Origin of the sequence: Clostridium bornimense, assembly GCF_000577895.1 — a bacterium.
Classification (GTDB): domain Bacteria; phylum Bacillota; class Clostridia; order Clostridiales; family Clostridiaceae; genus Clostridium_AN; species Clostridium_AN bornimense.
On the sequence record NZ_HG917868.1, the window covers coordinates 267150 to 293374 of the forward strand.

Annotated in this window: 22 protein-coding genes, 1 rRNA gene, 1 riboswitch and 1 other annotated feature; of the genes, 19 read left to right on the forward strand and 4 right to left on the reverse strand. The window is 30.0% G+C overall.

Annotation, left to right across the window (positions count from 1 at the left end):
• Positions 1-7 precede the first annotated feature (7 nt).
• Together CM240_RS01235 and CM240_RS01240 are read left to right on the forward strand one after the other, a co-directional pair.
• On the forward strand, positions 8-403 hold the full coding sequence (locus CM240_RS01235) for a YbaN family protein (RefSeq protein WP_044035880.1): 396 nt from the start codon (positions 8-10) through the stop codon (positions 401-403).
• 753 nt (positions 404-1156) lie between these two features.
• Positions 1157-2152: a DUF4003 domain-containing protein gene (locus tag CM240_RS01240; protein WP_044035881.1), complete on the forward strand. Its 996-nt coding sequence runs from the start codon at positions 1157-1159 to the stop codon at positions 2150-2152.
• A gap of 43 nt (positions 2153-2195) precedes the next feature.
• On the opposite strand, the gene CM240_RS01245 is transcribed toward CM240_RS01240, so the two are convergent.
• Positions 2196-3938 (reverse strand): ATP-dependent metallopeptidase FtsH/Yme1/Tma family protein, encoded by a 1743-nt coding sequence (locus CM240_RS01245; protein WP_044035882.1) that lies wholly within the window; start codon positions 3936-3938, stop codon positions 2196-2198.
• A gap of 203 nt (positions 3939-4141) precedes the next feature.
• Between CM240_RS01245 and CM240_RS01250 the strand changes: the two genes are divergently transcribed.
• From CM240_RS01250 to mnmM, 3 genes are all read left to right on the forward strand, one after another.
• Positions 4142-4846 carry a hypothetical protein gene (locus CM240_RS01250; protein ID WP_044035883.1) on the forward strand — a complete coding sequence of 235 codons (705 nt, stop codon included), beginning with the start codon at positions 4142-4144 and terminating at the stop codon, positions 4844-4846.
• Positions 4847-4974: 128 nt separating this feature from the next.
• Entirely contained in the window at positions 4975-5763 is a 789-nt protein-coding gene (locus CM240_RS01255) for an HAD family hydrolase (RefSeq protein ID WP_044035884.1), read from the forward strand.
• 15 nt (positions 5764-5778) lie between these two features.
• Positions 5779-6321: a tRNA 5-(aminomethyl)-2-thiouridylate-methyltransferase MnmM gene (gene mnmM / locus CM240_RS01260; RefSeq protein ID WP_044035885.1), complete on the forward strand. Its 543-nt coding sequence runs from the start codon at positions 5779-5781 to the stop codon at positions 6319-6321.
• 104 nt (positions 6322-6425) lie between these two features.
• Here mnmM and cplR read toward each other — a convergent pair whose 3' ends face one another.
• From cplR to speD, 3 genes are all read right to left on the reverse strand, one after another.
• Positions 6426-8069: an ABC-F type ribosomal protection protein CplR gene (gene cplR, locus CM240_RS01265; protein ID WP_044035886.1), complete on the reverse strand. Its 1644-nt coding sequence runs from the start codon at positions 8067-8069 to the stop codon at positions 6426-6428.
• A gap of 327 nt (positions 8070-8396) precedes the next feature.
• Positions 8397-9239, reverse strand: a complete 843-nt coding sequence (speE, locus tag CM240_RS01270) for a polyamine aminopropyltransferase (RefSeq protein WP_044039634.1) — start codon at positions 9237-9239, stop codon at positions 8397-8399.
• Between the two features lie 16 nt (positions 9240-9255).
• Entirely contained in the window at positions 9256-9669 is a 414-nt protein-coding gene (gene speD / locus CM240_RS01275; RefSeq protein WP_278246581.1) for an adenosylmethionine decarboxylase, read from the reverse strand.
• Positions 9670-9955: 286 nt separating this feature from the next.
• Here speD and CM240_RS01280 point away from each other — a divergent pair, with 286 nt between their 5' ends.
• The 14 genes from CM240_RS01280 (at position 9956) to CM240_RS01335 (ending at position 26202) form a co-directional block, all read left to right on the forward strand.
• Positions 9956-11800: an APC family permease gene (locus CM240_RS01280; RefSeq protein WP_044035888.1), complete on the forward strand. Its 1845-nt coding sequence runs from the start codon at positions 9956-9958 to the stop codon at positions 11798-11800.
• 167 nt (positions 11801-11967) lie between these two features.
• Positions 11968-14049, forward strand: a complete 2082-nt coding sequence (locus CM240_RS01285; protein WP_044035889.1) for a methyl-accepting chemotaxis protein — start codon at positions 11968-11970, stop codon at positions 14047-14049.
• Positions 14050-14272: 223 nt separating this feature from the next.
• Positions 14273-14527: a binding site (T-box leader), on the forward strand.
• Positions 14528-14601: 74 nt separating this feature from the next.
• A complete protein-coding gene (gene aspS / locus CM240_RS01290; protein ID WP_044035890.1) occupies positions 14602-15888 on the forward strand; it encodes an aspartate--tRNA(Asn) ligase in 1287 nt (428 codons plus the stop codon).
• 23 nt (positions 15889-15911) lie between these two features.
• The gene (gene gatC / locus CM240_RS01295) at positions 15912-16193 is read left to right on the forward strand and encodes an Asp-tRNA(Asn)/Glu-tRNA(Gln) amidotransferase subunit GatC (RefSeq protein WP_044035891.1); all 282 of its coding nucleotides are present in this window, start codon (positions 15912-15914) and stop codon (positions 16191-16193) included.
• Between the two features lie 12 nt (positions 16194-16205).
• Positions 16206-17639: an Asp-tRNA(Asn)/Glu-tRNA(Gln) amidotransferase subunit GatA gene (gene gatA, locus CM240_RS01300; RefSeq protein ID WP_044035892.1), complete on the forward strand. Its 1434-nt coding sequence runs from the start codon at positions 16206-16208 to the stop codon at positions 17637-17639.
• A 14-nt stretch (positions 17640-17653) separates the two neighbouring features.
• Positions 17654-19093, forward strand: a complete 1440-nt coding sequence (gene gatB, locus CM240_RS01305) for an Asp-tRNA(Asn)/Glu-tRNA(Gln) amidotransferase subunit GatB (RefSeq protein WP_044035893.1) — start codon at positions 17654-17656, stop codon at positions 19091-19093.
• A gap of 93 nt (positions 19094-19186) precedes the next feature.
• Entirely contained in the window at positions 19187-19405 is a 219-nt protein-coding gene (locus CM240_RS01310) for a hypothetical protein (protein ID WP_044035894.1), read from the forward strand.
• 729 nt (positions 19406-20134) lie between these two features.
• A complete protein-coding gene (locus CM240_RS01315) occupies positions 20135-20683 on the forward strand; it encodes an NADH peroxidase (protein ID WP_044035895.1) in 549 nt (182 codons plus the stop codon).
• A 75-nt stretch (positions 20684-20758) separates the two neighbouring features.
• Positions 20759-21307: an NADH peroxidase gene (locus CM240_RS01320; protein WP_044035896.1), complete on the forward strand. Its 549-nt coding sequence runs from the start codon at positions 20759-20761 to the stop codon at positions 21305-21307.
• A 357-nt stretch (positions 21308-21664) separates the two neighbouring features.
• Positions 21665-21982: a DUF4190 domain-containing protein gene (locus tag CM240_RS01325; protein WP_051483623.1), complete on the forward strand. Its 318-nt coding sequence runs from the start codon at positions 21665-21667 to the stop codon at positions 21980-21982.
• A gap of 95 nt (positions 21983-22077) precedes the next feature.
• Positions 22078-22272: a DUF4352 domain-containing protein gene (locus tag CM240_RS17160; protein ID WP_084485336.1), complete on the forward strand. Its 195-nt coding sequence runs from the start codon at positions 22078-22080 to the stop codon at positions 22270-22272.
• 101 nt (positions 22273-22373) lie between these two features.
• Positions 22374-22545: riboswitch (Lysine riboswitch) on the forward strand.
• A gap of 131 nt (positions 22546-22676) precedes the next feature.
• Complete coding sequence (asd, locus tag CM240_RS01330) at positions 22677-23756, forward strand: aspartate-semialdehyde dehydrogenase (RefSeq protein WP_044035897.1); 1080 nt, start codon at positions 22677-22679, stop codon at positions 23754-23756.
• 202 nt (positions 23757-23958) lie between these two features.
• Positions 23959-24090 carry a hypothetical protein gene (locus CM240_RS18115; RefSeq protein WP_278246571.1) on the forward strand — a complete coding sequence of 44 codons (132 nt, stop codon included), beginning with the start codon at positions 23959-23961 and terminating at the stop codon, positions 24088-24090.
• A 598-nt stretch (positions 24091-24688) separates the two neighbouring features.
• Positions 24689-26202: ribosomal RNA gene (locus tag CM240_RS01335) — 16S ribosomal RNA — on the forward strand.
• Positions 26203-26225 lie beyond the last annotated feature (23 nt).

The window sequence follows — 26225 nt, forward strand, 5'->3', positions numbered from 1 at the left end:
GTTAGGTATGAAAAGAATAAAAAAGTTTTTTTATGTAACAATTGGATTAATAGCATTTGTATTAGGTTCTATAGGTGTAGTACTACCAGTATTACCAACGACACCATTTCTACTATTGGCATCAGTGTGCTTTGTTAAAGGATCAGACAGATTTAACAATTGGTTTGTGAATACTAAGATATATAAAAAGCATCTAGAAACGTTTGTTAAAGAGAGAGCAATGACATTGAAACAAAAGATAACAATACTAGCGTTTGCTGATACTATGATAGCAATACCATTTATTATTGTTGATAATTTAATGATGAGAATTACTTTAATTTTAGTAGTTTTATTTAAGTTGTATTACTTTATATTTAGAATAAAAACAATAGATCCTAATGAAGTCGGGGCAGAAGGATAAGTAGTATGACTGTTGCATTATGCAACAGTCATTTTTTTATTCTAGGGACGATGTTATTGGTGTTTTTGTAGATTAATGTCTATGTTATAAATGTGAAAATTATGGGAAAATTCATTAGTATTAATTAAGAGATGTAGCAATATGATTATGTAGAATTTAAATGTTGTTTATGCAGATCATTAATGAGTTAATGTAATATAGTACATTGCTAAGTATTTATATCACAGGGATATAGTGATAATTGCATAAATACAATAATACAGGTAGTAGTATGTTAATGCAAATTTGTATCTAATATAGAAGATTAAAGGGTTATAGAAGGTACGAAGTGTAGTATTAATATTAAGTAGTGCATTAATTAGAATTAAGTATCACGTAATTATATTAGTGAAGAGGTTAATTGCAATTAATGCATATTGGAGTAATTTAGTAATAACGGGGAGAGGTATATATGAGAGAGGTAAATTTATTTTGGAATTTTGATAATACATTAGGATATAGAGGTGGAGTCTTTATGATGATTCAAAAGATGTATTAATTAAAGCTAGGGAAAATGGATTTTAAGATTAAGTCTCTAAGAAAAATAAGTGTTATGATTATAGTGAATATCAGAAATTTTATTTAAAGATATTAATGAAAAAATAGAAAACTATTGCAATATGGTATTATATACTATATAATGAATAATATAAGGTAAATAATACTGTATAAACACTTTAAATTTACCTTTTAAATAAAGGGGGCTCATTATCTATGATATATAAAATAAATTTAATGGTGAAAAATGCTAATAACTTTGACAATATAAAAGGTCTATTTGAAAGTAATATATTTAGAAAATGCAATGCATTATCTGTTACATTAAGAGACGAGGTTGCAGATGTTTCAAAAATTAATTATTGCAGAGATTTAATTAAAAATAACACTTCTATATTTTCTAATTTTAGAGGAAATAATTTGCTTACTACTGCTACCAATTTATCTTTAGAAGCTTTTCCAGAAGAAGCATTGAGAGAGGTAATGAAAATTTATGATAAGTTAAAAAGTGAATTTTCAGGAAGTCAGTATTTAATTTTAACAGCATGGGTAATTTATAATGCAAAAGAAAGAGTTACTTATGATGATGCCATTAGAAAAATGAGAAAAGCTTATGACATAATGAAAAAAAATCATTTCTTTTTGACAGGTAGTGATGATTATGTTGCAGCGGCTATGATTGCAACAACATCAAATAATATAGAGGAAACTTTAGAAGAAATTGAGGAATGTTACAATATATTAAAAGCTAATGGTTTCTGGGGTAACAATAATCTTCAAGCTCTTTCTCATATTTTATCTTTAGGTAATGGATCTGCTAAAGAAAAGTGTGAAAAAGTAATACTATTAAATAAGACGCTAAGAGAAAAGAAGATATATATTAAAAATTATGCTTTACCTTTGCTTGGAGTTATTACTTTTGTTACAAATGACTTTGAAGATTTTTTAAATAAATATATGATGACTATAAAGGAGTTAAAATCTCATAGTGGATTTGGAACTTTTTCATTAAATTGTGAAGTAAGGAATATGATTGGAGCTTCTTTAGTTTGTTCAAAATATCTTGATGAATTAAAAGTAATGGATATTAATAATGATAAAATAATTGAAACTACAAATAATACTGCATTAACTATAGTCATTGCTATGCAAGCAGCAACAGCGGCAGCTTGTGCAAGTGCAGCAGCTGCTGCTTCAGCATCATCAAATTAATAAATAAAAAAGTAGTGTGATTGTTATTCACACTACTTTTTGTTTAAGAAACAAATTTTTCAAGTTCAGTATCATATAAAGTTTCTTTTTCTAATAATTCTAATGCAAGAGAATCTAACTTATTTTTGTTTTCACGTAATAATTCTAAGGTCTCTTCATATAGATTATCTAAAAGTTTTTTACATTCCTCGATAACAGGATTTCCATAGCTTCCATAAAGAGAACCGACGCTAGAAAGCTTAATAAGGCCAAGGGTATCTCCCATTCCATATTCAGAAATCATCTTTAAAGCTATATCAGTAGTCTGAGAAATATCATTTTCAGCTCCTGTAGATATATTTTCTTTTCCAAAAATAATTTCCTCAGCAGCTCGTCCTCCAAGTAGTACTTTAATTTTATTTTTCAGATAATTCATTTTGTGGTAATTCTTATCCTCAGGGATGGTTAATGTATAACCGCCAGCACCCTTAGTAGTTGGAATTATCGTTATTTTAGACACTTTATCTTTTGGGAGTAAAAGCATTGATACTAATCCGTGACCAGCTTCATGATAAGAGGTAAGAAGTTTGTCTTCTTTACTTAGATAGCTTGTTTCTTTTTTATCGTATCCAGCTAATGTAATAGAGTAGGCAGCTTCTATATGTTTATTAGTTATAGTATCACTATCATCTTTTGCTGCAAGGATAGCACTTTCATTTACCAAACTTTCTAGTTTTGCGCCTGAAAAATAGACTGTCTTCTTAGCAATATCTTTTATATCTAAGTTATCATGAGGCTTGTTTTTTAAATGAAGAGAAAGTATTTTTTCTCTAGCATTTACATCAGGTAAAGAGACTTCAATGTGTCTATCAAATCTACCAGGTCTAAGTAATGCATCATCTAGCATATCAAGTCTGTTTGTAGCAGCAATTACTACGATACCTTCTTCTTGTCCAAAGCCGGACATTTCTGTTAGTAAGGCATTAAGAGTTTGATCACGTTCATCATTATTTCCGCCACCTTTGCTATTACCTCTCTTTTTACCAATAGCATCTATTTCATCTATGAAAATTACAGCTTTTCCATGAGATTTTGCTTTTTTAAATAAGTTTCTTATTCTAGCAGCACCAACACCAACATAAACTTGTACAAAGTCGGAGCCACTTAATGCATAGAATGGAACACCAGCTTCACCAGCAACTGCTTTTGCAAGTAAAGTTTTTCCGGTACCTGGAGAGCCATAAAGAATAACACCTTTAGGCATTCTTGCACCATATTTTTGATATTTTTCTGGGCTTTTAAGAAAATCTACAATGTCCATCAAACTTTCTTTAGCTTCATCATTACCAGCTACAGAATTAAAATCTAAAGCAACTTTTTTATTTTTACTGAAGTCCTCCATGTCCATGGATGTCATCGAACCAGAACCGCCACGAGCTTTAGCTATAAGCATAAACATTATAGTTAATAGTGAAACGACAAATATACCAGAAGGTAGTGTCTTTATAAGAGGAGCAACAGTTTCATCTTTAACTTTTATGTTATTTAATAATAATGTTTCTTTTAAGTTATCAGTTTTGGGGTTATCGGTAGAATATTTTTCACCGTTGTTTAGAATTACTGTCATATTAGGTGATGTATCCATTATTACTGTAGATATATTGTGTGAATTTAAATCTTCAGTAAAGTTTGAATAACTTTTATTAATAGAAGTAGTAGTATTAGAAGCAATTATTATCATAAATATTAAAGACAATATTGCTGTAAATATAGGAATAAGAATATAATTCTTTTTTATTTTATTCATTAAGTACCTCCTAAAAAAGTTTTATAGAGCACTTGAGATGTATTATACACTTTTAAAATAGAATGTCTAATATTTTTCATAAGTTTTTCCAAGGGAAGTGATGGATAAATAGTTAGAGTAAATGTAGTAAAAGGTTATGTATAAAAATGTTGAAAATAGAAAAATATAGGAGTATATTTAATTATGTAAGGAAGGAGAAAAGTATGAAAGAGAAAATTATGAATCATATTACTAAATTTAATAAAAAAGTAGTTATAGGTATAATTTTTTGTATTATGATTATGGTATTATTTGTGATTATGTTTAATGTTAATAATAAAGAGATAAAGGATACTATTTTAGTTAAGGCTGAAAAAAATAATAGTGAATATATAGTAAAAGAAATAAAAAAAGATGAGGTAGTAGTAAATAGAAGTGAAATAAAAGCCGTTGAAGAAGAAATTAATAATGAAGATGTATCAACAGATAAACAGGAAGAAGTGGTACAAACTACTAAATCAGTTGAAGTTAAATCTCAACAACAGACTGAGATTGTGCAACAGTCTCAGCAAGTGCCTAAACAAACTACCTATGTAAGTAATAATTTTAAACTTGCTATAGACTTCCCCTCAAATTGGGAAAATCTATATACTGTTGTTGAGGATGGAACTGAATTAAAAGTATGTTTAAAGGGTGTAACAGAGGGAGATGGATTATTTTTCTTAATAACTAATGACTTAACAGATTACTCCAATGGAGATCATTTGGACAGAGTAGGGGGAAAGAGAGAGATAATTTCTAATGGAATTACTTATAGAATAGGGTCATATACGGGAATGTCTATAAGTGATACAGATCCTAAATTTCAATTATATTTACAGTTATATAATGATGTATCATCTATAGTAGATACAATTAGGGCAATTTAACGATAAGGCTTTTGCATTAGTTTATAATTACATTGCAAAGCCTTATTTAATATTGAAAAATTATAAGAAATAATATAAAATAATAATAAACAATAACAAACAATAAAATTATCTAAAGAGGAGATAAAATGAATAAGATAAAATTTGTTGCTACAGATATGGACGGTACATTATTAAATAGTAATAAGGAAATACATGAAGAATTTTATGAAGTTTTTAAAGAAATGAGAGAGAAGGATATAATTTTTGCAGCAGCTAGTGGAAGACAATATTATAGTTTATTAGAAACCTTTGATAATATAAAAGATGAGATGATGTTTATTGCTGAAAATGGAACATTTGTTGTATACAAAGGAAAAGAAATAGTTACAAATTCTTTAGACAGAGATTTGGCTCTGGAACTTATTAATATTGGTAGAAAGATAGATGAAAGTTACGTAGTTTTATGTGGTAAGAATTCTGCATATATCGAAAGTGATGATGTTAGATTAGTAAATGAAGTATCAAAATACTATAAGAGATATAAAATAGTAGATGATATAACTAAAATAAATGATGAGATATTGAAGGTTACTATATGTGATTTCAAAGGATCAGAAGAAAATAGTAATAATTATTTTGTAGAATACAGAGATAAGGCACAAGTTACGGTATCAGGAGATATATGGCTTGATATAACTGCTAAAAATATTAATAAGGGGGTAGCCATAAAAGAAATACAAGAATTATTAGGAATTAAACATGAAGAGACAGTAGTATTTGGTGATTATTTAAATGATTTAGAAATGATGGAGAGTGGATATTATAGTTACGCTATGGAAAATGCCCATGATGATTTGAAGAAGGTTGCAAGATTTATAGCGAAGAGTAATGATGAAAACGGAGTAGTAGAAGCTATAAAAGAACTTATAAGATAAGTTGAGGTGATAAGTTTGTTCAATTATGTTGGAGATATAAGTACTATATCTCATTATATAATTACAAAGTTTTTAGAGAATAAAAATGTAGCTATTGATGGAACTTTAGGTAATGGACATGATACAGATTTTCTTAAAGATAATTTTAAAAAAGTGTATAGTTTTGAAATACAAGAAGAACCTTGTAAATCTTATATTAATAAAAATATAAAAAATGTTAAGGTAATAAATGATTCCCACCATTTATTAAAACAGTATGTTAAAGAACCAGTTGATTGTATAATGTATAATTTAGGATTTTTGCCTGGTGGTGATAAGAAAGTTACTACACTACATGAAACTTCTTTAGAGAGTATAAAGGCTGGACTAGAAATTTTAAATTCTGGTGGAATCATGACTATTTGTTTATATAGAGGTCATGAAGAAGGTAGAGAAGAGGAAGGCTGTATTATACCATATCTAAAATCATTGCCTAAAAACAAATATGGAGTTATGGAGCATTGTTTTTTAAACAGAAGTGAAGTAGCACCTATTCTTTTAGTGGTTGAGAAAAAATAACATATATTTTGCCAGAAGAAAATTTTAGAGATTGATAAATTTATATATAGTAATAGAGAAGGGACTGAAGTTATTGGTGATAAAACTTTAGTCCCTTATTTTTATTAGTTAAGTTTTTTTATTTTATCTATTAATTGAAGATATTGATTATTTAATGCATCTTTTTTAGATAAATCTTTTTCTATAGAAAGAAGTGATAAAATTTCTGATATTTTATTTTTTAAGAGCATTTTTTCCTCTAGAGATTTTCGCATTGATACATCAATATTTTTACTAGATGATTCAATATATTCTTTATAAGAACCGTGGAAATCTTTGATTCTTTTATCTTCTATAAATATAAGGCGGTTACAGATGTTTTCAACAAATTTTATATCATGAGAAACTAATATCAGTGTTTTATTCATATTAGAAAGTGCAGTTTCTAGGCTTTCAATAGATTTTATATCTAGATAATTTGTTGGTTCATCAAGGATTAATAAATTATTATCACTAAGAAGAATCTTACAAAGTGCTACTTTTACTTTTTCTCCACCGCTTAATGATTCTATATTTTTATAGACCACATCACCTTTAAAGCCGAATCTATCTAAATTAATTCTTATAAAGCTTTCATCATAAGAAGAATCTAATTTTATATTGCTTAAAATACTTGTATCATTATTTAAGATCTTTTGATTTTGATCAAAGTATCCTATTTTAACTTTACTATTTATTTTGATATTTTCATTAGTATTTTTCATAATTTCTTTTAATAGAAGTGTTTTCCCACAACCATTATTACCAAGAATACCGAGCTTATCACCTTTTTTTATGGAGAAATTTATATCTTTTATAAGCAGCTTAGACGAAGCATATAAATCATAATTTTTTATTGAAATAGGTGTTTTAGTAACTAAGTTTAAATTTTCTTGAACAGTTATTTTAATTTCTTTTGGAGTAGTAGGTTTTTCGATAACTTCCAAATGGTCTATTCTTCGTTCAATATTTTTTATTGCATTATCAATTTTCTTTTTTCCTTTTTGCCCACCCATTTTGCGATGAAGTCTTGCTTCAGAGTTTCCCATACGTTTAGGAGTTTTTTGAATTCTATTTTCCAGATTCTCCTTAACGGCAATAGCATTTTCTAGTCTATTTTTTTCTTTAATATAAGAGTTATATTCTTTTTCTTTTCTTGCAAAATCGGATTTTTTAAGATTTAAATAATTTGTGTAATTTCCTGGATAGACAGTGATTTTTCCATTTTCAATCTCTGCAATTTTACTACAAAGGCTATCTAAAAAATCTCTATCATGAGACACTAAAAGTAAAGCTCCCTTATATTTTTTTAGTGTACTTTCAAGATTACATATAGTTTCTCTATCTAAGTTTGATGTTGGTTCATCAGCGATAAGTAGCTCTTTATTTTCTTTTAAAGCGTTGCTTATTCTAAATTTGACTTTTTCACCACCAGAAAGATGATCTTTATATTCTTTAGGTGTAGTTATATTTTTATTAAATTCATTTTTGGATAACCTATCAATGAAATCTTCATTTTGGCTTATATATGAATAACTATCAGTTAAGAAAATACTACCATCATCAATAGTAATTAATCCTAAAATTGATTTTATAAGAGTTGTTTTTCCGCAGCCATTTTCTCCAATTAAGCCTATTCTATCCCCAGATGAAATCTCAAAGTCATTTATATCTAAAATTAATTTATCTTCATAATATTTTTTTAGTTTATCTACTTTAATTAATAACAAAAAAATCCCTCCTTAATATTTAGGAGAGAGTAAAATTGCGCAAAAAATGGCATTATAGTACAATGTGCAATTTACTCTCTAAAAACAAACACAACAATAATACCTTTTAATAAAGGATTAAAAAATTTTATTGTGTTTAAATCTAAAAAGAAATTACATTCTCATTGTTCCAAATACCTCGTAACTTTCATAATATTTTTCTTTATTATACCATATTATTATGCTCAATAAAAAGCAATATGATTCTTCTTGAATAAGATACTATTTAACAAATGGAAAAAATAGAGCTATTACAATTAGAATTTTATAGTAGCTCTATTTTATTAATTATTTCAATAAATCTTTTACATAGTTAGGTAGAGCAAAAGCACCTAAGTGTAAGTCGGTATTATAATATTTAGTAGCTAGTCCAAGTTCGTTCCATTTTGTAGCATTAAAATCTTTAGTAGGGTGTAATTCTTTTGATGCAAAGCAGAAAATCCAATGTCCAGATGCGTAAGTTGGCATATGATATTGATATGCTTCACAAATATTGAAGATTTCATTTAGTTTAGAGAATGATCTAGTCATTTCTCTAGCATTGTTTGGATAGTAAGGGCTTTCACATTGATTAATTAATATACCTTTTTCAGTTAATGCATTATAGCAGTCGGTATAGAATTCTTTTGTAAATAGACCTTCTCCAGGACCTATAGGATCTGTAGAATCTACAATGATTAAATCATATAGATTTTCTTTTCCTTTTACAAATTTTATTCCGTCTTCAAAGTATAAATTTACTCTTGTGTCATCTAATTTATTTGATGTAAATGGTAGATATTCTTTAGCAACATCAACTACCATTTTATCTATTTCTACCATATCTATTTTTTCAATTGTATTATATCTTGTAAGTTCTCTTACAGTACCACCGTCGCCGGCACCAATAACAAGAACATTTTTAATAGTAGGATTTACAGACATAGGGACATGAGTAATCATTTCGTGATAAATAAATTCATCTTTTTCTGTTATCATTGTCCAGTTGTCAATAACAAGAACTTTTCCAAATTCATAAGTGTCTAATACATCTATTTTTTGAAAGTCACTTTGTCCAGAGTAGATATGCTCTTTAACTTTCATAGAAAATTTTACGTTGTCAGTTTGGTTTTCTGTATACCATAATTCCATATTCATAATATTCACCTTATCCTCCTATTTTATAGTTCATTTCAATATTGTCGTAACAACCATTGCTGAATGTTCTAATTTTATCTACTAATCCTCTAGCAACTTCTGTAGATTCACTTCGTTCTGATTTAAGAACTTTTTCTAGATATTTAAATCCATCCCATGGATTAACCTTATTTCCGCAAGTAAATAAGTCTACAGACGCAAAGCCGAATTCAGGCCAAGTGTGAATAGTAAGATGTGATTCCTGGATTATTACAGCACCGCTGACACCCCAGGGATTAAATTTATGAAAACAACTTTGTACAATTGTTGCTTTAGCTTCAATTGCCGCTTGCTTCATATATTTTTCGATAAGTTCATGATCTTTTAGAATCTCCTTATCGCAATTATAATATTCCACTAAAATGTGTCTACCTAATTGTTCAATTTTCATTAATAAATCCCCCCATAAATTAAAATTATTTCTATGCAACAGATAGATATTTTAAAAGTAAAAAGCCACTACTCATAAAACCTCCTAAAAATTAATAAAAGTTTAGCATTAATAAACTTATTGTTAATAAATATTAAATTATTATCGTATAATATTTTAACAGGAAAATTATTACTAGTCAATAATTTTAAATATTTATAATATATTGTTTTTCTTCATAAAAGTATATATAATAAGATGATAATGTAAGAAAAAAATTACAAAGGTGGTATCAAATAACATGTTTGGAGTTTTAAAAAGATGGTTAATAGGAAGACCATTACAAAGCAAGTCGATTAATGATGAAAAATATTTTATAAGAACAGGACTTCCAATACTATCTAGTGACGCAATTTCTTCAGTGTCTTATGCAACAGAAGAAATATTATTAGTATTAGTGCCAGCCATTGGTGTAATGGCATTTAAATCAATGTTGTGGGTATCTCTATTCATAATTGCATTATTATTTTTACTAGTTTTTTCTTACAAGCAAACTATAGAACATTATCCTAATGGTGGAGGCGCATATATTGTAGCTAAAGAAAACCTGGGAGTAATTGAAGGAGTAACAGCGGGAGCATCATTATTATTAGATTATATTCTTACTGTTGCTGTTAGTATATCTGCGGGAACGGCAGCTATTAGTTCTGCATTTCCAGCTTTGGCCAAGCATAATGTAACTATTGCAATTATATTATTAATAATTATGACTATTATAAACTTAAGAGGAGTTACAGAATCGGCAAAGGTTTTTGCTATTCCTCCTTATGCATTTATATTAGGTATACTAATCATGATATTAGTAGGAATATATAGGTATTTTACTGGGGACATAGTTGTAAATGAAAATATTGAGAGCATCAAAGGAACTTATGATGGTTTATATATGCTATTAATATGTAAAGCATTTTCATCAGGGTGTTCTGCATTAACAGGAGTAGAAGCTGTTAGTAATGCTGTTCCTAACTTTAGAGAACCAGCAGTTAAACATGCTAAAATTACATTAATGCTATTAGCATTGATAGTCTTAACATTATTTCTAGGTATATCAGCTTTAGATCTAATTTATAAAGTAGCACCTAAAGATGGAATGACAGTATTATCATTAATAGCTAATGCTGTATTTGGAAAAGGATTTATGTTTTATTATATACAAGTAACAACTATGTTGATTTTAGTACTAGCTGCTAATACAGCATTTTCAGGATTTCCATTACTGTTAAATGTAATTAGTAGAGACGGGTTTGTGCCTAGACAGTTTTCTTTTAGAGGAGATAGATTAAGTTATTCAAATGGAATAATAGCATTATCTGTGATATCAGGAATATTAATAGTTATATTTAGAGGTAGTACTCATAAATTAATTCCATTATACTCTGTAGGGGTATTTATATCATTTACATTATCTCAATTTGGAATGTTTAGAAAGTGGTTTAAAGATAAAGAAAAGGGTTATAAACATAAATGTATTATTAATGGAGTCGGTGCTTTAGTTACAGCATTAACTGCAGTGATAATCGGAATTAATAAATTTACTCATGGTGCATGGATAGTTATTATTGTTATTCCATTATTAATTATGGCTATGTTAAAAATAAAGAGACATTATGATGGTATAGCAGATGAATTAAGAATATCAGATGAAGAGATTGAGGCTATTAATTTTGAAAGAGATAAATATAAAAATAAAGTTATAGTTCCTATATCAAGCATTAATGTAGCTACTATAAGAGCTTTAAGATATGCAAAAACTATATCTGACAATGTAACAGCATTTTATGTGGGAATAGATGAAGATGGAATAGAGAAGATAAAAAAGAAATGGAAACTTCTAAATGAAGATATTAAATTAGAAATAAGATATTCACCTTATAGAAAAATAATAGAGCCACTTATAGAATTTATAGATGAAAATCAAAAAGATTATAAAAAAGGTGACATGGTTACATTAGTAATGTCACATTTTTCAGTAAGAACATGGTGGCATATATTTTTGCATAATCAAACTAAGATATTTATAGAAAGAGGGTTACTTCGTAGAAATCATATAGCAATTACTACGGTACCATTTAAGTTAGAAATTTAAAAAGAAATAAGAAACTAGGCTTATACTATAGCCTAGTTTTTTATTTTTCATTAAATCTCATACAAATAATCAAAGATGATATATTATAGGCCTTTGCGCGAATAATGTAAAAAAACTAAAGAAAAAAGCGGAAAAAACGAGAAATAATATTGAGAGGAGAATGAAAAATGAAAAAGGTTGAAAGTATATCAAAAAAAATATTTTTATCAATAGTAGGTTGTTGTGTGTTTACAGCAACAATAATTACTTTATTTATGAGTTATGTTAGTAAAGATATAATAGAGCAAGAAGCTGAAAAGTATTTATTACAGATGTCTATTAATAAAGCGAAAGAAATAAATGAAGGCTTAAGTAATATAGAGGTGGTAGTTAATAACATTGAAAATCTTGTTAGAAGTACAATGGATTTAAATCAATTAGATGTTAGTGATGAATATATAAAGGAATATGTAGGTACATTAGATACTTATGTAAAAAATACTGTAGAGGATAATAAAAATTTCTTAGGAACAGCTATTATAATAAATCCAGAACTTACATCAGAAGCTATACAATTAATTTATGAAAGAGATAAGGATAGCGATAAAGTAAGTAAATTAAGTAAGTTCTCAAAAACAGATTTTAATGAAAATAACAAAGAAAAGGATATGAGTTGGTATTATAATCCTGTTAATAGGAAAGAAGCGATATGGAGTGATCCACATACTGATGATAGTTCTGATAGTATGAGAATAGCATATACCAAACCTGTATATATTAAAAATACACTTATTGCAGTAGTAGCTGTAGATTTATTTTTTGATGATTATAAAGATATAATAAATGAAGTTACTGTATTTAAAAGTGGATATGCATTTTTAATGAATAATGAAGGAAATTTTATTGTAGATAAAAATCATACTGAAAAAGAAAATATAAAAAATGTGTACTCAAGTAATGTAGATTTGTTAGAAGTTAATGAAGAAGCTATAAAAGTAAAACGAAATGATGAAAAATGTATTGTGGCATTTTCAAAATTATACAATGGAAACATAATGGGAGTAATAGCAGAAGAAAAAAATGTGTTTAAAATAATTAATATGGGAATCGTAGTTTGTGTCATTATAACTACTATATTGTGTATACTTGTTTCTATTTTAGCGATAGTAATAGTAAGAAAGATAAGTAGACCTATTGAGTTTTTAACAAATTTATTAAGAAAAAAAGCTGAAAATTTAAATTTTGCAGAAAATGATGAAGAGAATACTGAAAATACTTTTGAAGGTGAAGTTGCTATTATGAATGATGCGTTAGTAGAACTAACTACAGCTATAAGAACATCACTTATTGAGGTCAAAGAATGTTCTGATAATACAACTAAACAATGTGATAATTTATATAGTGCAACAGAAGTATTATCAGATACTGCTAATGGTATAAATGAAGTTATGATAGAGTTAGCTAAAGCAGCAGAGGAGCAATCTAATGATGCGCAAAATGGAGCAGAGAAGTTAGAAAGTTTAACAGGAAAGATTGAAGAAATAATTGAAGTAACAGAAGGTGTAAAGAAAGAATTTAATGAATCTAAAGAAAATAATAAAAAATGTAGTAGTTCAATTACTAGGTTAGTTAGTGATATCGAAGCTACCATAGAAATAGGAAATAACACTAATAGGAGTATAAATGAATTAGCTAAAAAATCAGACATGATTGGTGAAATAGTTTTAACTATTAATAGTATATCAGAAGAAACTAATTTATTAGCATTAAATGCTGCAATAGAAGCATCAAGAGCAGGAGAGGCAGGAAAAGGCTTTGGTGTTGTTGCTGATCAAATAAGAAAATTATCTGAGCAAACAGCAGATGCTACAAAGCAGATAGGTAATATAATAAATGAGATAGTTAAAGAAATTAACAATACTAAAATTAATATGGAAAAATCAACAGACACTATTGATAATATGAACAATTCAATGAATGAATCAAAAGAGGTTTTTGAAAATATTGAAATGTCATTTGTTAAATTAACTGGTGAAGTTGAAAATTTAATTGAAAATGTTAATTATATTGATAAAATTAAAGAAGATGTAACAGCATCAATTCATGGAGTTATTGCGGTATGTGAAGAATCAGCAGCAGCAACAGAAGAAACATCAACGACAGTAAGTGAGCAGTTATATCATGTAAAAAATATTAAATCAGTTGCAGATGATTTAAGTAAAGTAGTTAAAAATTTAGAAGAGACTGTAGAAAAATTTATTATTGAATAAGTCTAAGTGCTGGCAAAACTTAAGTAACATAAAGTTTTGCCAGTTTTGTTTTTTATAAGATATAGTATTATTCATCTCAATATTTCATCTATATAAATATAATGAACATATACTTTTAAGTTATTAACAATATGATAAAAATTTAATAAAAAACAAGATAAGGTGTTGATTTATTAAAAAAATAAGCATATAATAATCAATATAGTAAAGAAATTGCAAATTTATAAATACTATGATAAAGAGAGTAAGTTCATTGATAAGTTGTAGAGAGCAGATGATGGTGAGATATCTGTACGAGTCATGAATGGAAGAACACTTTGGAGTAGCTAACCGAAATTCTTATATAATGGGAAGAGTAGACTTAGACGGGATCACGCCGTTACAAGTGAAGGGTATCGAGTAAAATCTGTACCTTTGAGCTGGACTTTTATAAGTCAAATGGGGTGGCACCGCGGTATGTTAAAATCTCGTCCCTGTATATATCTATATGGTATATACAGGGATGAGATTTTTTTATTATGTAACAAAAATAAAAAAGGGGGCTAATTATATATGGAAAGAGTGTATATTAAAGATTTAGAAGTTTCAGAGGAAGAAGTGTTACTTAGAGGTTGGGTACACAAAATAAGAGATTTTGGTCATATTGCATTTATAATGCTTAGAGATAAATCAGGGATAATACAATTAGTATGTGAAAAGGAACAAATAAAAGGATTAAGATTAGAAAATTCCATTGAAGTTGTTGGTTTAGTTAAGGAAAATGAAAAGGCTTCAAAAGGAATTGAAGTAGAAGTTTCATCTATAGAAATAGTAGGGAAAACTTATTATGATAAATTACCTTTTGAGGTTCAAAGCTATAAAAATAAAACAGGTCTTGAAACTCAACTTGATCATAGAACAATAAGTCTTAGAATTCCTAAAGTAAAGGCGATTTTTAAAGTTCAAAATGAGATAGAAGAAGCTTTTAAGGGTTATTTTAAGAGTCATGATTTTGAACAAATTCATACTCCTAAAATTATAAACTCAGGTACAGAAGGTGGATCAGAAATGTTTACTGTTAACTATTTTAACAGAAGAGCCTTTCTTGCACAAAGTCCACAATTCTATAAGCAAATGATGGTAGGAGCAGGTTTTGAAAAAGTATTTGAAATAGGTTATGCATATAGAGCAGAGCTTCATAACACATGGAGACATTTAAATGAATATGTAAGTTTAGATGTAGAGATGGGATTTATTAAAGATGAAAGTGACTTAATGGATGTAGAAGAAGATTTCTTAAGATATATGTTTGAGCATCTAAAGGAAACATGTAGTGAGGAATTAAAACTTTATGGTGTTGAAGTTCCAGAAGAACTTAAGATTCCAAGAATTCCACTAGCAGAAGCTCAAAAGATGTTACTTGAAAAGTATGGCAAAAAATCTCCAGTAGGTAATATAGACCATGAAGGAGAAGCATTACTTCATAAATATATAAAAGAAAAATATAATAGTGATTTTGTATTTTTAACAGAATATCCAGTAAGTAAACGACCAATGTATACTATGGAAGATGAAAAGAAACCAGGCTTTACAAAGAGCTTTGACTTAATTTATAAAGGTCTAGAGATAACTACTGGTGGTCAAAGAATTCATGATTATGAAATGTTAAAGGAAAGAATTGTAGGAGCAAAAATGAAGTTAGAAGACTTTGCATTCTATTTAGATACATTTAAATATGGAATGCCTCCTCATGGTGGATTTGCTATAGGTCTTGAGAGAATTACAATGAAGGTATTGGAATTATCAAATATAAGAGAAGCGGCATTATTCCCAAGAGATATAAAGAGATTGACTCCTTAAAATAATTGTTAGAGGTGAATAAAATGAAGGTAAGTATAGATGAAGTTAAGTATATAGCTAAGTTAGCTAAATTAAGTTTTTCAGATGAAGAAGCAGAAAAATTTGCTGGTGAATTTGAAAGTATATTAGATCAATTTCAATATTTAAGTGATATGGATTTAGAAATAGATGTCGAAATAGAAAAAGAAAAATTAGAACCAATTGTAAGAAAAGATGAAGTTAAAGAATTTGATTGTAAAGATTTATTTAGAAATGTTAAGGATATGCAGGACACTTATATTAGAGTTCCTAAAATTATTGAATAGGGGGCAAGAATAATGGGTATAGCGGAAACTATTGAAAAAATAAAGTCTGGTGAAATAACTAGTGAATCACTAGTTAAAGAATATATAGATACAATTAAAGAGAAAGAAGATACTATAGGCGCTTTTATAACTCTTTGTACTGATGAAGCATTAGAAAGAGCTAGGGCGATAGATGAAAAGATAAAGAAAGGTGAATCTACAGGAGCTTTAGCAGGAATACCTATTGCAATAAAGGATAATATTTGCACAGAAGGTGTTAAAACTACTTGCGCATCAAAAATGCTTGGAGATTTTGTACCACCGTATGATGCAACTATAATAAAAAAGATAATTGCAGAGGATGGAATTATTATAGGTAAGACAAATATGGATGAGTTTGCAATGGGGTCATCTACAGAAACATCAGCGTTTAAGAAAACTTTAAATCCTAGAGATATTACTAGAGTTCCAGGTGGATCATCTGGTGGTTCAGCAGCAGCAGTTGCATCAGGGATGGTGCCTATCTCATTAGGATCAGATACTGGTGGATCTATAAGACAACCTGCAGCTTATTGTGGTGTTGTAGGGCTTAAGCCAACTTATGGGTTAGTATCAAGATTTGGACTAATTGCTTTTGGATCATCTTTGGATCAAATAGGACCATTTACAACTTCTGTAGAAGACAGTGCTTATATGCTAAATATATTAGCTGGAGAAGATGATTTTGATTCTACTACAACTAAGGGGTTAGAAAAGAAAGATTATACTAAAGCTTTAGAAGAGAGCATAAAGGGAATGAAGATAGGAGTTCCTAAGGAATTTTTAGCAGAAGGACTAGATGAAGAAATAAAGGCTTGTATGTATAACAGTATAGAGGTTTTAAAGTCATTAGGAGCAGAATTAGAAGAAATTTCTCTTCCTATATCTAAGGATGGACTTGCTGCATATTATATTATTTCTTCATCAGAAGCAAGTTCAAACTTATCAAGATATGATGGAATAAGATATGGATATAGAACTAGTGAATTTAATTCTGTAGATGAACTTATGGAGAAAAGTAGAACTGAAGGATTTGGAGATGAAGTAAAGAGAAGAATTATGCTTGGAACTTATACTTTATCTTCAGGATACTATGATGCTTATTATAATAAGGCAGAAAAGTTCAGAAAAAAATTAAGATATGAGTTAAAAAAAGTATATGAAAAATATGATTTAATATTATCACCAACATCTCCAGTATTACCATTTAAGATAGGTGAAAAGAATGATGATCCTGTAGCTATGTATTTAGCAGATATATATACTATCAATGTTAATTTAGGAGGAAATCCTGCTATATCACTTCCATGTGGAGTAAGTAAAGAAGGATTACCAATAGGACTTCAATTGATTGGGGATCATTTCTCAGAGGAAAAAATATTTAAGGCAGCTTATAGCTTGGAAAAAGCATTAGTTCTAGATTTATAGGAGGGGACAGAGTTATGAATTTTGAAACAGTTATAGGATTAGAAATCCACGCAGAATTAAAAACTAAGACAAAGATATTTTGTTCTTGTTCTACAGAGTTTGGAGCAGAGCCTAATGCAAATACTTGTCCAATATGTATGGGGTTACCGGGGACATTACCAGTATTAAATGAAGAAGTAGTTAATTTAGCAATTAAGGCAGGAAAGGCACTTGGATGTGATATAAATTTATATAACAAAATGGACAGAAAAAACTATTTTTATCCTGACTTACCAAAGGCATATCAAACATCACAATATGATATTCCAATATGTTCAAATGGATTAGTAGAATTTAATTATGAAGGTAAAGATGTAAAGGTTAGATTAAATAGGATTCATATTGAAGAAGATGCTGGAAAACTTGTTCACGTTGAAGGCGAACCAATTTCATTAATAGATTATAACAGAGTTGGTGTACCACTTGCGGAAATAGTAACAGAACCAGATATAAGATCAGTTGGTGAAGCTGTTGCATTTATGAAGGCTTTAAAAGGAATATTAGAATATGCTGAAGTATCTGACTGTCGTATGGAAGAAGGGTCATTAAGATGTGATGCTAATATATCTTTAAGACCAGTAGGACAAGAAGAGTTTGGAACAAGAGTAGAACTTAAAAATATTAACTCTTTTAGAGAACTTCAAAAGGCATTAGAAAAGGAAGAAAAAAGACAAAGAGAATTATATCAATTTAATGAAGGTCATAAAGTAGTTCAAGAAACTAGAAGATGGGATAGTGGAAAAGGAAAAACTATTCCAATGAGAACTAAGGAAGAGGCTCATGATTATAGATATTTCAGAGAGCCAGATCTTGCACCTATTATAATAAGTAGTGAACAAGTTGAAGCTATAAAAAATAGTCTTCCAGAAATGCCAGATGAAAAGAGAGAAAGATTTTTAAAAGAATATTCATTAAGTGAAAAAGAAGTAGATATTCTTATAGGGGATAAGGGCCTTGCTACTTACTTTGAAGTGGTTGTAGATAAAGGAGCAACACCAAAGATAGCAGCAAACTGGATTTTAGGAGATATCCTAAGAATATTAAAAGAAAAGAAATTAGAATCAAAAGATATAGCTGTTTTACCAGAAAAATTAGCAGAACTTATTAAGGTTATAGAAGCTGGTAAGATAAGTACTACTGCTGGTAAGGAAGTATTAGATGAATTATTTGTTACTGATGATGCTGTAATGGATATAATTGAAAAGAAAGGTCTTATGCAAATAAGTTCTTCTGATGAGTTAGAAAAAATGGTGTTAGAGGTAATAGATAATAATCCTAAGTCAGTAGAAGATTTTAAGACGGGAAAAACTCAAGCTGCATCATTCCTAATGGGTCAAGTTATGAAAATGAGCAAAGGAAAAGCAAATCCGAAGTTGGCTAAGGAAATGATTGATAAAAAACTTATGGAAATTTAGAAAGTGGGACAGTAAAAAAATCACGATTAGCAATTCACGATTCATAATTATAGAGCAACTTATTTAAGTCGTTTTTTAAACGGTGATAATAAGTTGCTTTTTAAATTTAAGTTATTTTTAAGATTAGGTACCATACTTATTATTAGTGGAGTAATTTTTAATATTTTATTGAGAAGTATTTTAATAGATAGAATGGAATCTACTTTAAAAGAATCTATGATGCAGATAATGAATAGTACTTCTGAATCGGTAAAGTATAGGGTATTATCTAATCCTAGTAAAACTAATGAAGAATATATCGTTAAATACTGAGTGTAATATACAAATTAGAGGCAATGATAATGTGATACTTTCGGACAACACTACTAAAAAATTTAGTAAGGATATTGATAGTATTAATTTAAAATCTCAGAAAAATGCTGTAGCAATGTCAATTAAGTATAGTAATTCAAATGTATATGGAATATTATCTTATCCTATATATAATCTTTTATTTTGATTAATACAGAAGACGATATAATCGTTAAAATGTACATGCAATATACATCTTAAAATTGGATTAATTTTAATAGGGTGAAGTTTATATACGTGATTAATGAAGTTTTCTCGCGAAAAAAATTATAGTATTGGACAAGTAATTTATACTAGGTTGATGAATAAATTTTATAGAAGTTATAATAACATAATTAGAGAAATTACATAGGAATTTCTTTCATAATGATGCACTGAAAAGAGGGCTTTTGCTTATAAAATTTATTGCGATAGTCATATTATTTTTTAATTTTATATATTTTAGTTATATAAATTATGATACAGTATTTTACTGCAAAGCTAATAGATTAAAACGATATGTATAATACCTAAATAAAACTAAAAAAATATAAAAATATTATAAAAAGCTATTGATAACAAATAATAATTATTATATAATAATAAATGTGAGTAACGAATGAAAACAAAATGTAAAAGCACAAAAGATAAAAATAAAGATTTAATTGAGATATATAAGTATAATAAAAATGTTATGGAGGGAATTTAGTTATGAAAAAGTTTATTTGTACAGTATGTGGATATATTCATGAAGGGGATGCAGCTCCAGAAATGTGCCCAATTTGTAAGGCGACTGCAGATAAATTCCAAGAGCAAGCAGGAGAATTAAAATGGGCTGATGAACACAGAATCGGAGTAGCAGCAGGAGTAGATCCAGAAATATTAGAAGGATTAAGAGCGAACTTTACTGGAGAATGTACAGAAGTTGGTATGTACTTAGCAATGAGTAGACAAGCTGATAGAGAAGGATATCCAGAAGTAGCAGAAGCATATAAGAGAATTGCCTTTGAAGAAGCAGAACATGCAGCAAAATTTGCTGAATTACTAGGAGAAGTAGTAGTAGCAGATACAAAAGCAAACTTAGAAGCTAGAGTTGCAGCAGAGTATGGAGCAACAGAAGGTAAGAAACAATTAGCAACACTTGCAAAACAACAAAATTTAGATGCTATACATGATACAGTTCATGAAATGTGTAAAGATGAAGCAAGACACGGAATGGCATTCAAAGGATTATTAGAAAGATACTTCACTAACAAATAATTAAAAAGATACAAGTGAAAGATTTGGTTTATATATATATAATTTAAATAAGAATATTATGGAGGAAATTTAGTTATGAAGAAGTTTATTTGTACAGTATGTGGATATATTCATGAAGGAGATGCAGCACCAGAAATGTGCCCAATTTGTAAGGCCACTGCAGATAAGTTCCAAGAGCAAGCAGGAGAATTAAAATGGGCTGATGAACACAGAATCGGAGTAGCAGCAGGAGTAGATCCAGAAATATTAGAAGGATTAAGAGCAAACTTTGTTGGAGAATGTACAGAAGTTGGTATGTACTTAGCAATGAGTAGACAAGCTGATAGAGAAGGATATCCAGAAGTAGCAGAAGCGTATAAGAGAATTGCCTTTGAAGAAGCAGAACATGCAGCAAAATTTGCTGAATTACTAGGAGAAGTAGTAGTAGCAGATACAAAAGCAAACTTAGAAGCTAGAGTTGCAGCAGAATATGGAGCAACAGAAGGTAAGAAACAATTAGCAACACTTGCAAAACAACAAAACTTAGATGCTATACATGATACAGTTCATGAAATGTGTAAAGATGAAGCAAGACACGGAATGGCATTCAAAGGATTATTAGAAAGATACTTCACTAACAAATAGTTTTAATATTATATAACCTATTAAAAAGATAAGGCTCTCGCAATAACAAATGAAAATTTGTAGGCGAGAGCTTTTTTAGTACACAGTAATGATTGAAATTCCTATTACATATGAAGAAGTGAGATATGGAAATAAGACAGTATATGATAAACAGGTAGCTTATTTAAAAAAGTTATTAAATAAGACAAAATAAATGGTTAATTTAAGGTGATGTACTAATATATTTGAAGAAAATGTTTTAAGGAATTTTTGCATCTTAATAAAAAAGGTTGAAAAATAGGAATTATACTAATTGAAAGTAAATATGTGGATATGATATATTATTATTAGTGTCTTATAAATTAGGAGGAAAAAAGTATGCAAAAAAATTCAGGGTTGGCTATTGCATCTATGATATTAGGAATTATATCAATAGTATTTTCGATAACTTTTATATTTGCTTTTTTAGGTGTAATTTTGGGAATAGTAGGATTGGTTTTGGGCATAGTAGGAAGATCACAAATACAGAGATCACAAGGAGAGATAAATGGAAGTGGTATGGCACTAGCAGGAATAATATGTTCTTCTGTATCATTAGGCATAGTAGTATTAATGTGCTTGGGATGTGCTGCAATTTTAAAAGTTGATGATTCAATGGACTATTATTATCTAAAATTAATTTTAGGTGGAGTTTAGAAGAACCTTTTTAAGGTTCTTTTTTATTTATAGCTCTTTCTCTCCTAATAGAGGTAAAATTATATTCATATTGATTTCTTATCACTATTTAATATTTGGTAACCATATGTTCTATTTATACTAGTATTATAAATAATGTATATAAAGTTGAATCAGATAATCAGTTTGCTCAACCCAAAGAAGGAAATCAATTTTTAGCTGTATATTGTACTTTAGAAAATATTTCCGATAAAGATCAAGTAGTTTCGTCTATTATGATGTTCAAAGTTGTTGATAGTGTATGTACATAAAAGTATGTTTAAAAATATAATAACTAAGTAAATACAAATTATTACAAGTCACTTGATTTTAAAGATAAATAAGTGTATTATAAAAACATGTGAATATTAGTTGTAATGATAGAGGTGCGATGTTTAATAGTACCATTATGGAGGTAAGCGCTATGAAGTAATGGAAAAGGAATCATCGCCGAAGTGTATAGTTAATGCTTTAAGGACTATATTGCTGGGCTTGCATAAAATATATGTAAGACTGTCACAGTGTTGTGGAGTGCTATCCGAAGTAGTTAATTTTTCATGTATTTCAACATGAATTAATAGCCGTGGATTTCTCCAGGGCTTTTCTTGATATAAAAATGTACCTATAGCATTTAATTACGCTAAATATTTAAACTAATTTTTAGGGGGAATTCATCGTGAAAAAGAGATTAAGAGTAGGTATACTTGGGGCTACAGGTTTTGTTGGACAAAGATTAGTTACATTATTGACAGATCATCCATATTTTGATGTTACTGTAGTAGCAGCTAGTGGTAGAAGTGCAGGAAAAAGTTATGAAGAAGTGGTAGGATCAAAATGGAAACTTGATATACCTATGCCAGAATGGGTAAAACCAATGGTTATAAGAAACCTTAATAATATAGAAGAAGTTAAGGATGATGTTGATTTTGTATTTTGTGCAGTAAATATGGACAAAAATACTATAAAGGAATTAGAAGAAGCATATGCAAAAGCTGAAATTCCTGTCGTGTCAAACAATTCAGCTCACAGAATGACAAAAGACGTACCAGTAATTGTTCCAGAAATAAATGCATCTCATTTAGAAATCATTAATGCACAAAGAAAGAGATTAGGAACAAAGAGAGGGTTTATAGCTACAAAGCCTAACTGTTCAATACAAAGCTATGTACCACCATTAACAGCATTATTAGAATTTGAACCAACAAAGGTAGTAGTTTCTACTTATCAAGCTGTTTCAGGAAGTGGTAAAACTTTAAAAGAATGGCCTGAGATGGAGGATAATATCATTCCATTTATCGGTGGAGAAGAAGAAAAGAGTGAACAAGAACCATTGAAAGTATGGGGCCATATTGAAAATGATGAGATAAAATTTGTTGATGGTATAACAATATCAGCTCAATGTATTAGAGTTCCAGTATTAGATGGACATTTAGCAACTGTTTCTGTTTCATTTAAGAAGAAACCAACTAAGGAACAAATTTTAACTAAATGGGCTGAATATTCAGGAAGACCTCAAGAACTTGAACTTCCATTAGCACCAAAGCAATTTATTACTTATTTTGAAGAAGAAAATAGACCACAAACTCATTTAGATAGAGATATAGAAAGAGGAATGGGAATATCTGTTGGTAGATTAAGAGAAGATACTATATTTGATTATAAATTTGTTGGACTTTCCCACAATACATTAAGAGGAGCAGCAGGTGGAGCTGTTTTAATGGCAGAATTGCTTTATAGAGAAGGCTATTTAGAATAGTTTTAAGAAAAATAGTGAATAGGTAAGAAATCAAAAGTTTCTAATAATGAGCTGTTGCACGAAAGGTGTGACAGCTTTTTTAGTAAGTTTGATAATCAGAGGACTGGAGCATAAAGTTTTTTATTATATGATAGTACTTTGTTATTTTATTAAGAATTATATGATACAATAATGTAAAATAATTCAATAGAAGGAGTATTATATGAGAAGGCTCACAAGAAAGAAAAGACATAAAGAAAAATTATCAACTGGGATTATTAAGATTTTTGTATTAATATTATTGCTAATCATTATAGCAACAATAGTTGGTTATATATTTGCAAAGGTAGTATAGAAGAAAATATAAAATGATTTAGATGATCTTATAGAAGTAGCAAAGAGATTAGGGGATAAATCTCAGGAAGTGATTAGTTATATAAAACTCTATAATTGGAGTTATTATAGCAAAATTAGAGGTGTTGACTTTAGAAATTTGTATTCAGCAGTACAAGATTTATAAGAAGCGTATATTTAGTTGGAAGTATAGATAATATCGAAGTAGATAATACTATATAAGATTGTATTATGTATATAATTGTAAGATTTATGTAAGAATAACGACAAATGTCCCGTGTATATCAATATACATAAAACAAAGAAAAATAGAGAAATTTTAAGTATTCTTATGATAAATATCAAAAAAAGAACAATTGATAAATTTTTTATATAAAACAGGTGCTATAATAAGTCTTGTCGCTGCGAGAGAGCAGTAACAAAAAAGAAAAAAGTTATTGACAAGATTCGATAGCTTTGATATAATAAATGAGCGTCGCAAGAGAGCGACAGATGATCTTTGAAAATTGAACAGAAGAAACATATAACCAGTTAATTCTTTAAATTGACTCATATATATGAAGTCAGCAAACTAGTACTAAGCTAGTAATCAAACTTTTTAAATTGAGAGTTTGATCCTGGCTCAGGACGAACGCTGGCGGCGTGCTTAACACATGCAAGTCGAGCGAACAAAGCTCCTTCGGGAGTGGAGTTAGCGGCGGACGGGTGAGTAACACGTGGGTAACCTGCCTTATAGAGGGGGATAGCCTTCCGAAAGGAAGATTAATACCGCATAAGAAGTAGAAGTCGCATGGCTTTAGCTTTAAAGGAGCAATCCGCTATAAGATGGACCCGCGGCGCATTAGCTAGTTGGTGAGGTAACGGCTCACCAAGGCGACGATGCGTAGCCGACCTGAGAGGGTGATCGGCCACATTGGAACTGAGACACGGTCCAGACTCCTACGGGAGGCAGCAGTGGGGAATATTGCACAATGGGCGAAAGCCTGATGCAGCAACGCCGCGTGGGTGATGAAGGTTTTCGGATCGTAAAGCCCTGTCTTTTGGGACGATAATGACGGTACCAAAGGAGGAAGCCACGGCTAACTACGTGCCAGCAGCCGCGGTAATACGTAGGTGGCAAGCGTTGTCCGGATTTACTGGGCGTAAAGGGAGCGTAGGCGGACCTTTAAGTGAGATGTGAAATACCCGAGCTCAACTTGGGTGCTGCATTTCAAACTGGAGGTCTAGAGTGTCGGAGAGGTAAGTGGAATTCCTAGTGTAGCGGTGAAATGCGTAGAGATTAGGAAGAACCCCGGTGGCGAAGGCGACTTACTGGACGATAACTGACGCTGAGGCTCGAAAGCGTGGGGAGCAAACAGGATTAGATACCCTGGTAGTCCACGCCGTAAACGATGAATACTAGGTGTGGGGGTTGTCATGACCTCCGTGCCGTCGCAAACGCATTAAGTATTCCGCCTGGGGAGTACGGTCGCAAGATTAAAACTCAAAGGAATTGACGGGGGCCCGCACAAGCAGCGGAGCATGTGGTTTAATTCGAAGCAACGCGAAGAACCTTACCTAGACTTGACATCTCCTGAATTACTCTTAATCGAGGAAGTCCCTTCGGGGACAGGAAGACAGGTGGTGCATGGTTGTCGTCAGCTCGTGTCGTGAGATGTTGGGTTAAGTCCCGCAACGAGCGCAACCCTTATTGTTAGTTGCTACCATTAAGTTGAGCACTCTAGCAAGACTGCCGTGGTTAACGCGGAGGAAGGTGGGGATGACGTCAAATCATCATGCCCCTTATGTCTAGGGCTACACACGTGCTACAATGGTGAGTACAAAGAGACGCAAAACCGTGAGGTGGAGCAAAACTCAAAAACTCATCCCAGTTCGGATTGTAGGCTGCAACTCGCCTACATGAAGTTGGAGTTGCTAGTAATCGCGAATCAGAATGTCGCGGTGAATACGTTCCCGGGCCTTGTACACACCGCCCGTCACACCATGAGAGCTGGTAACACCCGAAGTCCGTGAGGTAACCGCAAGGAGCCAGCGGCCGAAGGTGGGATTAGTGATTGGGGTGAAGTCGTAACAAGGTAGCCGTAGGAGAACCTGCGGCTGGATCACCTCCTTTCTAAGGATATATGTTTAGGGAGA

Excerpts from the sequence above, each read along its gene's own strand:
- CM240_RS01315 (WP_044035895.1), top strand. The coding sequence starts at position 20,135 with ATGAAAAAGTTTATTTGTACAGTATGTGGATATATTCATGAAGGGGAT.
- CM240_RS01325 (WP_051483623.1), top strand. The coding sequence starts at position 21,665 with ATGCAAAAAAATTCAGGGTTGGCTATTGCATCTATGATATTAGGAATT.
- CM240_RS01245 (WP_044035882.1), bottom strand. The coding sequence starts at position 3,938 with ATGAATAAAATAAAAAAGAATTATATTCTTATTCCTATATTTACAGCA.
- speE (WP_044039634.1), bottom strand. The coding sequence starts at position 9,239 with ATGGAATTATGGTATACAGAAAACCAAACTGACAACGTAAAATTTTCT.
- gatB (WP_044035893.1), top strand. The coding sequence starts at position 17,654 with ATGAATTTTGAAACAGTTATAGGATTAGAAATCCACGCAGAATTAAAA.
- CM240_RS18115 (WP_278246571.1), top strand. The coding sequence starts at position 23,959 with ATGAGAAGGCTCACAAGAAAGAAAAGACATAAAGAAAAATTATCAACT.
- CM240_RS01280 (WP_044035888.1), top strand. The coding sequence starts at position 9,956 with ATGTTTGGAGTTTTAAAAAGATGGTTAATAGGAAGACCATTACAAAGC.
- CM240_RS01235 (WP_044035880.1), top strand. The coding sequence starts at position 8 with ATGAAAAGAATAAAAAAGTTTTTTTATGTAACAATTGGATTAATAGCA.
- CM240_RS01240 (WP_044035881.1), top strand. The coding sequence starts at position 1,157 with ATGATATATAAAATAAATTTAATGGTGAAAAATGCTAATAACTTTGAC.
- aspS (WP_044035890.1), top strand. The coding sequence starts at position 14,602 with ATGGAAAGAGTGTATATTAAAGATTTAGAAGTTTCAGAGGAAGAAGTG.
- CM240_RS01250 (WP_044035883.1), top strand. The coding sequence starts at position 4,142 with ATGAAAGAGAAAATTATGAATCATATTACTAAATTTAATAAAAAAGTA.
- CM240_RS01255 (WP_044035884.1), top strand. The coding sequence starts at position 4,975 with ATGAATAAGATAAAATTTGTTGCTACAGATATGGACGGTACATTATTA.
- gatC (WP_044035891.1), top strand. The coding sequence starts at position 15,912 with ATGAAGGTAAGTATAGATGAAGTTAAGTATATAGCTAAGTTAGCTAAA.
- gatA (WP_044035892.1), top strand. The coding sequence starts at position 16,206 with ATGGGTATAGCGGAAACTATTGAAAAAATAAAGTCTGGTGAAATAACT.
- CM240_RS01320 (WP_044035896.1), top strand. The coding sequence starts at position 20,759 with ATGAAGAAGTTTATTTGTACAGTATGTGGATATATTCATGAAGGAGAT.
- CM240_RS01285 (WP_044035889.1), top strand. The coding sequence starts at position 11,968 with ATGAAAAAGGTTGAAAGTATATCAAAAAAAATATTTTTATCAATAGTA.